The sequence below is a fragment of the Pseudomonas sp. P20 genome (assembly GCF_016463925.1).
GTDB lineage: Bacteria > Pseudomonadota > Gammaproteobacteria > Pseudomonadales > Pseudomonadaceae > Pseudomonas > Pseudomonas aeruginosa.
This window is the reverse complement of the sequence record NZ_JAEMVM010000004.1, coordinates 223,221-236,832: the sequence shown is the minus strand read 5'-3', so window position 1 is coordinate 236,832 and position 13,612 is coordinate 223,221. Positions and strand designations below refer to the sequence as shown.

Below are 13,612 nucleotides of genomic sequence, written 5' to 3'. Positions count from 1 at the left end.
TCAGGCCAGGTTGAGCAGTTCGATGCGAACGGCGCACTTCTTGTAGTCGGTCTGCTTGGAAATCGGGTCGGTGGCGTCCAGGGTGACCTTGTTGATCAGCTTGTTGGCGTCGAAGAACGGCACGAACACCAGCCCCTGGGGCGGCTTGTTGCGCCCGCGGGTCTCGACCCGCGCGCGGATCTCGCCGCGCCGGCTCACCACCTTGACCTCGCTGCCGCGGCGCAGCTTGAGCTGGCGCGCATCCTCCGGGTGCATGTAGACCAGCGCGTCGGGCACCGCCTTGTACAGCTCCGGGACCCGCGCGGTCATGCTCCCGGTGTGCCAGTGTTCGAGCACCCGGCCGGTGGCGAGCCAGAACGGGTAGTCCTGGTCCGGCGCCTCGGCCGGCGGCTCGTAGGGCAGGGCGAAGACGATCGCCTTCTTGTCCGGATAGCCATAGAACTGCACGCCGCTGCCCTTGCTCACGTAGGGGTCGTAGCCTTCGCGGTAGCGCCAGCGGGTCTCCTTGCCGTCCACCACCGGCCAGCGCAGGCCGCGCGCCTCGTGGTAGGCGTCGAAGGGGGCGAGGTCGTGGCCGTGGCCGCGACCGAAGGCGGCGTATTCCTCGAACAGACCCTTCTGGATATAGAAGCCGAATGCGTCGACCTCGTCGTTGGCGTAGCCCTTGGCCAGGTCGCTGGCCGGGAAGCGGTCGACCTGGCCGTTGCGGAACAGCACGTCGTAGAGGGTCTTGCCCTTCAGCTCGGGGGCCTTCGCCAGCAGTTCCGCGGGCCAGACCTCGTCGGTGGTGAAGCGCTTGGAGAATTCCACCAACTGCCAGAGGTCGGACTTCGCCTCGCCCGGTGCCTTCACCAACTGGTGCCAGAACTGCGTGCGGCGCTCGGCATTGCCGAAGGCGCCTTCCTTCTCCACCCACATGGCGCTGGGCAGGATCAGGTCGGCGGCCTGGGCCGAGACGGTGGGGTAGACGTCGGAGACGATCACGAAGTTGTCCGGGTTGCGCCAGCCGGGCAGCACTTCCTGCATCACGTTGGGACCGGCCTGCATGTTGTTGCTGACCTGGGTCCAGTAGACGTTGAGCACGCCGTCCTTGAGCATCCGGCTCTGCTGCACGGCGTGGAAGCCGACCTTCTCCTGGATGGTCCCGGCCGGCACCTTCCAGATCTTCTCCGCGGTTTCCCGGTGCTTCGGGTTGGTCACCACCAGGTCGGCGGGGAGCCGGTGGGAGAAGGTGCCGACCTCGCGCGCGGTGCCGCAGGCCGAGGGCTGGCCGGTGAGCGAGAAGGGGCTGTTGCCCGGTTCGCTGATCTTCCCGGTGAGCAGGTGGATGTTGTAGATCAGGTTGTTCGCCCAGACCCCGCGGGTGTGCTGGTTGAAGCCCATGGTCCAGAACGACACCACCTTGCGCTTGGGGTCGGCGTAGAGTTCGGCGAGGGCCTTCAGGCGCTCGGCCGGCACGCCGCTTTCGCGCGCGGTACGCTCCAGGGTATAGGGCTTGACGAACTCGGCGAAGGCCTTGAAGTCGATGTCGCTCCAGGTGTTGGCCTTGTCGGCGTTCTTCGCCTTCTTCTCCAGCGGGTCGTCCGGGCGCAGGCCGTAGCCGATGTCCTCGGCGCCATGGGCGAAGCGCACGTGGCGCTCGACGAAGTCGCGGTTCACCGCGCCGCTCTCGATGATGTGGTTGGCGATGTAGTTGAGGATGATCAGGTCGGTCTGCGGCTTGAACACCATGGGCAGGTCGGCCAGCTCGAAGCTGCGGTGCTCGAAGGTGGACAGCACCGCGACCTTGACCTGCGGCGCGCTGAGCCGGCGGTCGGTGACCCGCGACCAGAGCACCGGGTGCATCTCGGCCATGTTCGAGCCCCAGAGGACGAAGCTGTCGGTGGCCTCGATGTCGTCGTAGCAGCCCATCGGCTCGTCCATGCCGAAGCTGCGCATGAAGCCCATCACCGCCGAGGCCATGCAGTGGCGGGCGTTGGGGTCGATGTTGTTGCTGCGCAGGCCGGCCTTGAACAGCTTGTTCGCCGCATAGCCTTCCCAGACCGTCCACTGGCCGGAGCCGAACATGCCGACCGACTCCGGTCCCTTGGCCTTGAGCGCGGCCTTGAACTTCTCGGCCATGATGTCGAAGGCCTGTTCCCAACTGATCGGCTGGAACTCGCCCTGCTTGTCGAACTTGCCGTCCTTCATGCGCAGCAGCGGGCGGGTCAGGCGGTCGCTGCCGTACATGATCTTCGACAGGAAGTAGCCCTTCACGCAGTTGATCCCGCGGTTGACCTCGGCCTTGATGTCGCCATGGGTGGCCACCACCTGGCCGTCGCGGGTGGCGACCATCACGCTGCAACCGGTGCCGCAGAAGCGGCAGGGGGCCTTGTTCCAGACCAGACTGGTGACGTCCGCCTCGGTCACCAGGTTGCTGGCGCGGACCAGGATCGGCAGGCCGGCCGCCGCCGCGGCGATGGCGGCGGCGTTGGCCTTGGCGAATTCACGACGGGTGAGGTTCATCGATTGTCTCCTCGGGCGAACACGGTATCGCGCGGTCGGTCATGGCCGCCGCGTCGTTGCTATCGTCGTCGTGCAGGGTCTCGTGGTAGACCAGCACGGCGTTGAGCACTCCTGGCAGGTTCTGCAACTGGCCCAGGGTGTCGAGAATCTGTTCTTCGCGTTCGGCTTCCAGCACCAGGATCAGCTTGCCCTGCGGGCTTTCCTGGTAGATCTCCAGGCCGTCGAGCAGCGCCAGGTTGGCCTTCACCGCTGGCAGTCGCTCGGGCCGGCAATGCAGGATGAGGCTGGCGATCTGCAGGGCTTCAGGCATGTCGTGGAGACTCCTTGGTGGATAGCGCGCGCAGTTGGATGGCCTGGCTCGGACAGGGCGCCAGGCAGGCGCCGCAGCCGTTGCAGCGTTGGCTGTCCAGCTCGGCCAGGGCGACGCCGCCGGGGCCCGGGCGGAAGCGGATCGCGGCGGGTTCGCAGGCGTCCTGGCAACTGCGGCAGTGGATCCCGGCCAGGGCCAGGCAGGCTTCGCCGATCGTGGCGATCCAGGGGAAGGCCGGGCGCGCGCCATCGAACAGGCCGGCCTCGCAGCGGCTGGCGCATTCCCCGCACAGCGTGCAGCCGGCGCTGGAGAGGTCGAGTTCGACGAGCCGACCGGCGCCGAGCTTCAGCACGCCTTCCGGGCAGGCCTCGACGCAGGCGGCGCAGCCTGTGCAGCCTGCGGCGAAGTCGGCGGCGGTCCACGGCGGGCGACGCGTCGGCGGGTGCCCGCCGAGGCGGCGGAACAGCTCTCGGCGACTGCTCATACCCGACCTCAGGCCGGCGGCCCGGGCGGGCCGGCCAGTAGCTGGTACATCCAGACGCAGAAACCGAAGCCGCCGACCAGTGCGACGGACAGCAGCGGGAACAGGCAGATCACGAGAAACAGGAAGAGCCTGGCTTCCATGCCCTTGACGCGTCCCTGGTCGGGTTGTTCGTTCATTGGCCCAGCCTCTGTGCAGGCGACTGTAGAAAGCCTAGACCCTACTTGCAGTACGGGCAAAAACCTCGCCGAGCCGGCGCGCGGCAGCCTGGAAACAGAGCGTTCGCCGGCAAACGCGAGTCGTTCAGCCCGGGTTCAGCAAGCGTTCAGGGGCGGTTCAGTACCCTGTCCGTACTCTGCAAGCCGTGAACGACACGACTCTCGCAGAACGGAGAAACACCATGAAAGCACTCAAGACTCTCTTCATCGCCACCGCCCTGCTGGGTTCCGCCGCCGGCGTCCAGGCCGCCGACAACTTCGTCGGCCTGACCTGGGGCGAGACCAGCAACAACATCCAGAAATCCAAGTCGCTGAACCGCAACCTGAACAGCCCGAACCTCGACAAGGTGATCGACAACACCGGCACCTGGGGCATCCGCGCCGGCCAGCAGTTCGAGCAGGGCCGCTACTACGCGACCTACGAGAACATCTCCGACACCAGCAGCGGCAACAAGCTGCGCCAGCAGAACCTGCTCGGCAGCTACGACGCCTTCCTGCCGATCGGCGACAACAACACCAAGCTGTTCGGCGGTGCCACCCTCGGCCTGGTCAAGCTGGAACAGGACGGCAAGGGCTTCAAGCGCGACAGCGATGTCGGCTACGCTGCCGGGCTGCAGGCCGGTATCCTGCAGGAGCTGAGCAAGAATGCCTCGATCGAAGGCGGCTATCGTTACCTGCGCACCAACGCCAGCACCGAGATGACCCCGCATGGCGGCAACAAGCTGGGCTCCCTGGACCTGCACAGCAGCTCGCAATTCTACCTGGGCGCCAACTACAAGTTCTAAATGACCGCGCAGCGCCCGCGAGGGCATGCTTCGATGGCCGGGCCGGAAGGTCCGGCCGCATCTCATCCGGAGGAACCTCATGAAACTGCTGGTAGTGGAAGACGAGGCGCTGTTGCGCCACCACCTCTATACCCGCCTGGGTGAACAGGGGCACGTGGTGGACGCGGTACCGGATGCCGAGGAAGCCCTCTACCGGGTCAGCGAATACCACCACGACCTGGCGGTGATCGACCTCGGCCTGCCGGGCATGAGCGGCCTGGACCTGATCCGCGAGCTGCGTTCGCAGGGCAAGTCCTTCCCGATCCTGATCCTCACCGCCCGCGGCAACTGGCAGGACAAGGTCGAAGGCCTGGCCGCCGGGGCCGACGACTACGTGGTCAAGCCGTTCCAGTTCGAGGAACTGGAAGCGCGCCTGAACGCGTTGCTGCGACGCTCCTCGGGGTTCGTCCAGTCGACCATCGAGGCCGGTCCCCTGGTCCTCGACCTGAACCGCAAGCAGGCGCTGGTCGAGGAGCAACCGGTGGCGCTGACCGCCTACGAATACCGCATCCTCGAATACCTCATGCGGCATCACCAGCAGGTGGTGGCCAAGGAACGCCTGATGGAACAGCTCTATCCCGACGACGAGGAGCGCGACGCCAACGTCATCGAGGTGCTGGTCGGCCGCCTGCGGCGCAAGCTGGAGGCCTGCGGCGGCTTCAAGCCGATCGATACGGTGCGCGGCCAGGGCTACCTGTTCACCGAGCGCTGCCGGTGATCCGTTCCCTGCGCATCCGCCTGATGCTCGGCGCCGCCGCCCTGGCGGTGCTGTTCATGCTGGCGCTGCTGCCGGCCCTGCAGCGGGCCTTCGGCATCGCCCTGGAGAACACCATCGAGCAGCGCCTGGCCGCCGACGTGGCGACCCTGGTCTCGGCGGCGCGGGTGGAGAAGGGCCGCCTGGTGATGCCCGAGCACCTGCCGGTGGAGGAGTTCAACCTGCCGGAGGCCAAGGTCCTCGGCTATATCTACGACCAGAATGGCGATCTGCTCTGGCGCTCCACCTCGGCGGCCGACGAGTCGATCAACTACACGCCGCGCTACGACGGCCGCGGCAACGAATTCCACACCACCCGCGATGCGAAGGGCGAGGAGTTCTTCGTGTTCGACGTCGAGATCGACCTGCTGCGCGGCAAGCAGGCGGCCTACAGCATCGTCACCATGCAATCGGTCAGCGAGTTCGAGAGCCTGCTCAAGGGGTTCCGCGAGCAGCTCTACCTGTGGCTCGGCGGCGCCCTGCTGGTCTTGCTCGGGCTGCTCTGGCTGGGTCTGACCTGGGGCTTCCGGGCGATGCGCGGGTTGAGTTCCGAGCTGGACCAGATCGAATCCGGCGAGCGCGAGAGCCTGAGCGAGGAGCATCCGCGCGAGCTGCTGCGCCTGACCCACTCGCTGAACCGCCTGTTGCGCAGCGAGCACAAGCAGCGCGAGCGCTACCGCCACTCCCTCGGCGACCTGGCGCACAGTCTGAAGACGCCGCTGGCGGTCTTGCAGGGGGTCGGCGACCAGCTCGCCGAGGAGCCCGGCAACCGCGAGCAGGTGCGGGTGCTACAGGGCCAGATCGAGCGCATGAGCCAGCAGATAGGCTATCAGTTGCAGCGCGCCAGCCTGCGCAAGAGCGGCCTGGTACGCCATCGCGAGCAACTGGCGCCGCTGGTGGAGACCCTGTGCGACGCGCTGGACAAGGTCTATCGCGACAAGCGGGTAAGCCTGCAGCGGGACTTCTCGCCGTCCTTCAGCGTGCCGGTGGAGCGCGGCGCGCTGCTGGAACTGCTCGGCAACCTGCTGGAGAACGCCTATCGCCTGTGCCTGGGCCGGGTCCGCGTGGGCGCCCGGCTGGGGCCGGGTTACTCGGAGCTGTGGGTCGAGGACGACGGTCCCGGAGTGCCTGCCGAACAGCGCGCACGAATCATCCGCCGCGGCGAGCGCGCCGATACCCAGCACCCGGGGCAGGGCATCGGCCTGGCCGTGGCGCTGGACATCATCGAGAGCTACGACGGCGAACTGAGCCTGGACGATTCCGAGCTGGGCGGCGCCTGCTTCCGCATACGTTTCGCTACAGTCTGAGACTTGGCGGCCGTTACCTACGTCTGAGGTGTTTCCGCGCTACGCTGAAGTCTGTTCGGCTGGCGCAGTTCCTTTGACGCAGGTACCGGGGATTCGAGCGGATGTTCAGTGGCAAAACCGACGACAGGGGCTTGTGGGCGGGCATCCAGGCCGGTGTGCTGTTCTTTCTCGCCGCCCTGGCCTGCATCTACCTGTCGCGCCAGCCCGCCACCATCGCGGCGATCTGGCTGCCCAACGCGATCCTCACCGCCGCCCTGCTGCGCGCGCCGCTGCGCCAGTGGCCGGCGATCCTGCTCTGCTCCGCCGTGGCCAACCTGGCGGCCAACCGCCTGTATGGCGACAGCCTGTGGATGAGCGCGGCGTTCCTGCCGGCCAACCTGAGCGAAGCGATCTTCGCCGCGATGCTGTTACGCATCAACCGGGTGCGCGAGGACTTCGAATTCAACCTGCATTCGGCGGTTCGCGTGCTCTGGGCCGGCGCGCTGATCCCGCCCTTGCTCGGCGCCTCGGTGGGCGCGGTGCTGGTCAGCGTCTTCGGCATGGGGCGTTTCCCGGAAATGTGGGCGCGCTGGTACGTGGGCGATGCGATGGGCATGCTCGCGCTGCTGCCATTGTGCATGGCCAGCAACCTGGCGGCCTGGCGTCACGCTCTGTCGGGGCGGGCGGGAGTGGACAACGCGATGCTCCTGCTGGTGACCCTGGTGATCAGCTTCGTGGCCCTGACGCGCCTGCCCTACGCCTTCATCTACGTGCTCCTGCCGCTGCTGGTGGCCGCCGCCAGCACCAGCGTGTTCGGTACCGCGCTGATCGGTTGCCTGAACACCTGTTTCATCGCCGTGCTGATCGCCCTCGGCGTGTTCGTCCCCGAGTCGTCCCAGCAACGTTTCGGCGAGCCGCTGCTGTACCTGCCGATGGCCTTGACCCTCATTCCCGCCTTCCTGGTCTCGGTGATCATGGAGCGCAGCCGCCGCGAGCAGCATCAGGTGGCCATCGGCGAGGCGCAGTTCCGCGGCGCCATGGAATTCTCGGCGATCGGCATGGCCCTGGTGTCGCTGGAGGGGCGGCTGTTCAAGGTCAACGAGGCGCTGTGCCGGATGCTCGGCTATTCCGCCGAACGCCTGGGCGAGCTGTCGTTCCAGGAGATCACCTATGTGGACGACCTGGAACTGGACCTCGACCTGGTGCGCGACCTGCTCGCCGGGCGTATCAACTCCTACCAGATGGAGAAGCGCTACCTGCGCCAGGACGGCGAAACCTTCTGGGCGCGCATCAGCGTGTCGCTGGTGCGCGACGAGGAGGGAGTCGCCCAGTACTTCGTCACCCAGGTGGAGGATATCGACAGTCGCAAGCGTGCCGAGCTGGAGCGCGAGCGCCTCGCCGAACGGATCAAGCTGGCCACCGACGCCGGGCAGATCGGCATCTGGGAGTGGGACCTGGCGCGCAACCGCCTGCACTGGGATTTCCGCATGTTCGACCTGTACGGCATCCGCAGCGGTCCCGGGGAGACCACGGTGGAGCAGTGGAAGGCGAGCCTGCATGCCGAGGATCACGACCGCGTGCTGCGCGAGCTGGAGCGCGCCGTCAGCGGGTTGCAGAAATTCGACTGCGAGTTCCGTATCGTCCGCCCCAACCGCGAGGTTCGCCACCTGCGGGCGATCGCCACGCTGACGCGCGACGAGGACAACCGTCCGGTGCGGATGATCGGCATCAACAGCGACATCACCGAGATCCGCACCCTGGCGGAAACCCTGCACGAGGAAAAGGAACGCCTGCAGGTGACCCTGTATTCCATAGGCGATGCCGTGTTGACCACCGACGCCGGCGGCCGCGTGACCTTCATGAACCCGGTGGCCGAGGCGATGACCGGCTGGACCTTGCAGGACGCCATCGGCGCGCCCCACGAACTGGTCTTCAACGTGCTCGACAGCGACACCGGCGAGGCCCTGGAAAGCCCGGTGCGACGCTGCCTGCAGAACACCCGGGTGTTCTACCTGGAGGACGGCGCCACGCTGATCAGCCGCAAGGGCGAGCAGCACGATATCCAGAATTGCGCGGCGCCGGTGCGCACCCGCGATGGCGAGATCATCGGCACCGTGCTGGTGTTCCAGAACGTCACCAAGGCCCGGGCGATGCAGCGCGAGCTGAGCTATCACGCCTCCCACGATGCCCTCACCGGGCTGTTCAACCGCACCAAGTTCGAGGAGGAGCTGCAACGCGCCCTGGCCAACGCCCAGGAGCGGGCGACCCAGCATGCGCTGTGCTTCATCGACCTCGACCGCTTCAAGGTGGTCAACGATTCCGCCGGGCACGCGGCGGGCGACATGCTGCTGCGCGAGCTGAGCCGGATTCTCGCCGACCGCACCCGCGCCTCCGACACCCTGGCGCGGCTGGGCGGCGATGAGTTCGGCCTGCTGCTGTTCGATTGCGACCTGGCGGAGGCGGAGCAGGTGGCGAGCAAGCTCATCGAGCAGATCTGCTCGGTGCGCTTCCCCTGGGAAGGGCGGCTCTACGACGTGGGCGCGAGCATCGGTATCACCGCCCTTACCGCCACCTCGCGCAGCACCAGCGAACTGATGAGCCAGGCCGACGTGGCCTGCTACGCGGCCAAGCATGCCGGGCGCAACCGGGTTTCGGTGTACCAGTTCGGCCATGAGGAAGTGGAGCGCCAGCACCGCGACATACTCCTCGCCAGCGGGCTGCGCGAGGCCCTGGAGAACGACCGCTTCCAGTTGCAGGCGCAGGAGATCGTCCCGGTCGGCCCCCGCCGCGACGGCGACCGGCACTACGAGCTGCTGCTGCGACTGTACGATCCGGATGGCCAGATGACTCCGCCGGGCGCCTTCATCCCGGCCGCCGAGCGCTTCAACCTGATGGCCAGCATCGACCGCTGGGTGATCAACGAGGCGCTGATCAACTTCGGCGCGCGGATCGCCGCGGTGGAGGGCCTGAGCATCGGCATCAACCTGTCCGGCAACTCGCTCAACGACCCGCTGTTCCTGCCTTACCTGCTGGATCGCATCGAACACTCGCCGCTGAGGCCGGAGCGCCTGTACTTCGAGCTGACCGAGACGGCGTTGATGAACCAGTTGTCGGTGGCTTCGCGGATCGTCGCCAAGCTGCGCGACCTCGGCTGCAAGGTGGCGCTGGACGACTTCGGCTCCGGCCTGAGTTCCTTCAATTACCTGAAGAATTTCGTCGTCGACGTGATCAAGATCGACGGCAGCTTCGTCCGCAACCTGGACAAGAGCCCGGTGGACCAGGCCATCGTCGACTCCATCAACCAGATCGCCCACCGCCTGGGCGCGGTGACTGTGGCCGAGTTCGTCGAGAGCCGGGAAATCCTCGATCACCTGGCGCGCCTCGGGGTGGATTTCGCCCAGGGCTACGCGGTCGGGCGGCCGCAGCCGTTCGCCACGGTGCTCGACCAACTGCGCAGCGGGCTTCGTCGCCAGGAGTTGGGCTGAGCTTCAGGCTTCCGCCTGGTGCCGGTACGCGCCGGGGGTGAGGCCGGTCCACTTCTTGAACGCGCGATGGAAGGCCGAGGGCTCGGAAAAGCCGAGCTGCTCGGCGATGTCCTGGATCGACAGCTCGTCCCGACCCAGGTGGTAGATCGCCAGGTCGCGCCGCAGGTGGTCCTTGAGTTGCTGGAAGCTGCCGCCTTCCTCGCGCAGGTGGCGTCGCAGGGTCTGCGAACTCATGTGCAGTTGGCGGGCGACCTGGTCGAGGTCCGGCCAGCGCCGGCAGTCGCGGCCGAGCAGGCGGCGGATCTGGCTGGTCAGGCTGTCGCCGCCGTCCGGGCGCGCCAGCAGGTCGGCGGGAGAGTGCTGGAGGAACTGCTTGAGGGTGCGTTCGTCCTGCAGCAGCGGCATGCCCAGGTAGCGGGCGGCGAACAGCAGGCTGGTGCAGCCGGCGGAAAACCGCCGGGGGCAGGGAAACAGTAGGTCGTACTCGGCCTGGTGGTCCGGCGCCGGGTAGCTGAAGGTGGCTTCCTCCAGGCGGATGCGCTGGCCGATCAGCCAACTGGCGAGGCGGTGCCAGATCACCAGCAGGCTTTCGGCGAGAAAGTGATCCGGGTCCGACAGGTGGCGTTCCTCGAGGCTCAGGCGCACCAGGTCGCCGTCGCGCCGCAGGTGGATCAGCGGCGCCTGGGGGAACAGGCCGTAGAACAGTTCGCCGCGCTGCAGGGCCTTTTCCAGGGTCCGGCAATGAATCAGGGTGTGGCACATCATGGCGAAGGTGCCGCGCTTGCTGCGGACTTCGCCGAAGCCCATGTATTCGTCGTCCAGCACTTCCCAGAGCAACTGCATCAGGCGGGTGAACTGCTCCGGCGCGATGCGTGCCCGCGGTTCGTCCAGCAGGGCCGGCTGGATGCCGGCGCGACGCAGCAGGGCGGGGCCGTCCAGGCCTTGGCGCGTGGCCCCGCGCAACGCGGCGCGGACGAAATGGCTGGCGATGGTGCGCTCACGCATGGCGGCGTCCTTGTTGTTGGAACGGCGATGGTAGGGCGCCACCCGGAAGACGACAAGGGTGGTGGCGGACTCCCGCCATGCTCGCGCGGCACAGCCGGCCCGCCGGGCGGTAATCCGCCACGCTTAGCCCGCTATGCAATTTTCATTTTTTATTTAACTTGTTGATATATAAGGATTTTATTTAGAGAAAGAGCATCCTGGCACAGCCTCTGCAATGCCTGGGCAAGGTTCCGCCGCGGCGGTTCACGACAAAAAATCTCCCCAGCAAGGGGGGTAACGCTACCGGTGAGCGCGTTCCAGGGAACTGGCGAAGCGCCCCCGTGAGGACTCTGCCCATGACCAAACAACCCTTCTACAAGAGCCTGTACGTGCAGGTTCTGGTCGCCATCGCCATCGGTATCGCGCTCGGCCACTGGTACCCGGAAACGGCGGTGGCGATGAAGCCGTTCGGCGACGGCTTCGTCAAACTGATCAAGATGGCCATCGCGCCGATCATCTTCTGCACCGTGGTCACCGGCATCGCCGGCATGCAGAGCATGAAGTCGGTCGGCAAGACCGGCGGCATGGCGCTGCTGTACTTCGAGGTCGTCTCCACCGTGGCCCTGATCATCGGCCTGGTAGTGGTCAACGTGGTCCAGCCGGGCGCCGGCATGCACGTCGACCCGAACACCCTCGACACCAGCAAGATCGCTGCCTACGCCGCTGCCGGCGAGAAGCAGAGCACTGTCGACTTCCTGATGAACGTGATCCCCGGCACCGTGGTAGGCGCGTTCGCCAACGGCGACATCCTCCAGGTCCTGTTCTTCTCCGTGCTCTTCGGCTACGCCCTGCATCGCCTGGGCAGCTACGGCAAGCCGGTGTTCGAGTTCATCGAGCGCGTCTCCCACGTGATGTTCAACATCATCAACGTGATCATGAAGGTCGCCCCGATCGGCGCGTTCGGCGCCATGGCCTTCACCATCGGCGCCTACGGCGTGGGTTCGCTGGTGCAGCTCGGCCAACTGATGCTGTGCTTCTACATCACCTGCATCCTGTTCGTGCTCATCGTCCTCGGCGGCATCGCCCGCGCCCACGGCTTCAGCATCCTGCGCTTCATCAAGTACATCCGCGAGGAACTGCTGATCGTGCTGGGCACCTCGTCTTCCGAGTCGGCCCTGCCGCGGATGATCGACAAGATGGAGAAGCTCGGCTGCAACAAGTCGGTGGTCGGCCTGGTGATTCCCACCGGTTACTCCTTCAACCTCGACGGCACCTCGATCTACCTGACCATGGCCGCGGTGTTCATCGCCCAGGCCACCGATACGCCGATGGACATCACCCACCAGATCACCCTGCTGCTGGTGCTGCTGATCGCTTCCAAGGGCGCCGCCGGCGTCACCGGCAGCGGCTTCATCGTGCTCGCCGCGACCCTTTCCGCCGTCGGCCACCTGCCGGTCGCCGGCCTGGCGCTGATCCTCGGCATCGACCGCTTCATGTCCGAAGCCCGCGCGCTGACCAACCTGGTCGGCAACGGCGTGGCCACGGTAGTGGTTTCCAAGTGGTGCAAGCAGCTCGACGAGGGCACCTTGCAGCGCGAACTGGCCGGCGAGGGCAACGCTTCGTCGCCTGCCAGCGATATTCCGGTGGGCGGCCGCGAAGCGGTCTAAGCTCAAACCTGTTCGGCAGGGGGAAGTGAAGAGCTCCCTGCCGCCCTTCGAACCCGCCCTCGTGGCGGGTTTTTTTATGCCTCGGCGGCGGCCTGCTCGCGCAGCCAGGCGAGGAACAGCGAGAGGGGCGCTCGTTGCGCCGCTCCTGGCAGGCTCACCGCGTAATAGGCGAAGCGGCTCGGCCAGGGCCGCTCGAGGGCGACCGCCAGGCGGCCGCTGGCGATCTCGGCGCGGGCATGGATCTCCCGTACCAGCGCGATACCCTGGCCGGCCTCGGCGGCGCGAACCAGCAGCAGGTCGTCGGCGAAAGCCGGACCTCTCTCGCTGCGCGGGTCGTCCTCCACCCCCATCGCCCGCAGCCACAGGCGCCAGTCATTGCGCTCCGACTCCTGCAACAGCGGGTAGGCCAGGCAATCGATCGCTTCGCGGATCTCAGGGCCTTCCGCCAGCAGGCGCGGGCTGGCCACCGGGATCAGCGGCGGGGCCATCAGCGCCTGCACGTCGAGTCCGGGGTAGTCGCCGAGCCCGTGGCGGATGGCGACGTCGATTCGTTCCCGGCGCAGGTCGGCGAGCAGTGCCGTAGCCTCCACGCGGACTTCCACCTGCGGGTGCGACGCGCTGAATTGACCGAGGCGCGGCACCAGCCATGTGGCGGCGAAGGAGGGCTCGGTGCTGACCGTGAGGGTCTGGCGGGCATTGATCGCCTCCAGCTGGGCAAGGCTCGCGGTGATCTGCTCGAAGGCCTGGCGGAGGCCGGGATAGACCTGCTCGCCCTCCGGCGTCAGGCGCATGCCATGGCTGAAGCGCTGGAACAGGACGACGCCGGTGCGCGCCTGCAGAGCCCTGAGCTGCTGGCTTACCGCGCCGGGAGTGACGCCCATGGCCGCGGCCGCGCGGGTGAGATTGCCATGGCGGGCGGTTTCGACGAAAGCGCGTAGCGCGAGGAGCGGGAGGACGGCACCCATGAATTCAGTTTTTCTATAAACAGGTTGTAGAAAGGATCGTTTTTCATCCGCCGACCTGGGCTTCAGCATGTGTGGCGAAACGAGAGACTTTAGCCTAGCTGCTTTCTTCGGTGTGCGGGAAGCGGCCGAGGCG

11 protein-coding genes are annotated in these 13,612 nt (G+C 66.8%); 5 read left to right on the top strand and 6 right to left on the bottom strand.

Annotated elements, in window-relative coordinates:
* The 4 genes from napA to napE are packed head-to-tail and all read right to left on the bottom strand — an operon-like array spanning position 1 to position 3,475.
* Positions 1-2,505 carry a nitrate reductase catalytic subunit NapA gene (gene napA, locus JHD77_RS07255; RefSeq protein ID WP_003107632.1) on the bottom strand — a complete coding sequence of 835 codons (2,505 nt, stop codon included), beginning with the start codon at positions 2,503-2,505 and terminating at the stop codon, positions 1-3.
* The gene (locus tag JHD77_RS07250) at positions 2,486-2,815 is read right to left on the bottom strand and encodes a chaperone NapD (RefSeq protein WP_003107633.1); all 330 of its coding nucleotides are present in this window, start codon (positions 2,813-2,815) and stop codon (positions 2,486-2,488) included. Before JHD77_RS07250 ends, napA begins: the two co-directional genes overlap by 20 nt.
* Complete coding sequence (napF, locus tag JHD77_RS07245) at positions 2,808-3,299, bottom strand: ferredoxin-type protein NapF (protein WP_003159798.1); 492 nt, start codon at positions 3,297-3,299, stop codon at positions 2,808-2,810. The genes JHD77_RS07250 and napF overlap by 8 nt, the downstream gene beginning before the upstream one ends.
* 8 nt (positions 3,300-3,307) lie before the next feature.
* Positions 3,308-3,475 (bottom strand): periplasmic nitrate reductase, NapE protein, encoded by a 168-nt coding sequence (gene napE / locus JHD77_RS07240; protein WP_003082429.1) that lies wholly within the window; start codon positions 3,473-3,475, stop codon positions 3,308-3,310.
* Between the two features lie 221 nt (positions 3,476-3,696).
* Between napE and JHD77_RS07235 the strand changes: the two genes are divergently transcribed.
* The 4 genes from JHD77_RS07235 to JHD77_RS07220 all read left to right on the top strand — a co-directional run bounded on the left by JHD77_RS07235 (position 3,697) and on the right by JHD77_RS07220 (position 9,863).
* Positions 3,697-4,299, top strand: a complete 603-nt coding sequence (locus tag JHD77_RS07235) for an outer membrane protein (RefSeq protein ID WP_003082431.1) — start codon at positions 3,697-3,699, stop codon at positions 4,297-4,299.
* A gap of 79 nt (positions 4,300-4,378) precedes the next feature.
* Positions 4,379-5,056 (top strand): two-component system response regulator PhoP, encoded by a 678-nt coding sequence (gene phoP / locus JHD77_RS07230; protein ID WP_003082436.1) that lies wholly within the window; start codon positions 4,379-4,381, stop codon positions 5,054-5,056.
* The gene (phoQ, locus tag JHD77_RS07225; RefSeq protein ID WP_003082438.1) at positions 5,053-6,399 is read left to right on the top strand and encodes a two-component system sensor histidine kinase PhoQ; all 1,347 of its coding nucleotides are present in this window, start codon (positions 5,053-5,055) and stop codon (positions 6,397-6,399) included. The genes phoP and phoQ overlap by 4 nt, the downstream gene beginning before the upstream one ends.
* A 101-nt stretch (positions 6,400-6,500) precedes the next feature.
* Positions 6,501-9,863, top strand: coding sequence for a diguanylate cyclase (locus JHD77_RS07220; protein WP_003086577.1), 3,363 nt, complete (start codon positions 6,501-6,503; stop codon positions 9,861-9,863).
* A gap of 3 nt (positions 9,864-9,866) precedes the next feature.
* Here JHD77_RS07220 and JHD77_RS07215 read toward each other — a convergent pair whose 3' ends face one another.
* On the bottom strand, positions 9,867-10,868 hold the full coding sequence (locus JHD77_RS07215) for an AraC family transcriptional regulator (RefSeq protein WP_003106595.1): 1,002 nt from the start codon (positions 10,866-10,868) through the stop codon (positions 9,867-9,869).
* Between the two features lie 335 nt (positions 10,869-11,203).
* Between JHD77_RS07215 and dctA the strand changes: the two genes are divergently transcribed.
* Complete coding sequence (gene dctA, locus JHD77_RS07210) at positions 11,204-12,514, top strand: C4-dicarboxylate transporter DctC (protein WP_003133810.1); 1,311 nt, start codon at positions 11,204-11,206, stop codon at positions 12,512-12,514.
* 74 nt (positions 12,515-12,588) lie between these two features.
* Here the strand turns inward: dctA and JHD77_RS07205 are convergent, their stop codons facing one another.
* Entirely contained in the window at positions 12,589-13,479 is an 891-nt protein-coding gene (locus tag JHD77_RS07205) for a LysR substrate-binding domain-containing protein (protein ID WP_003109209.1), read from the bottom strand.
* Positions 13,480-13,612: the final 133 nt, after the last annotated feature.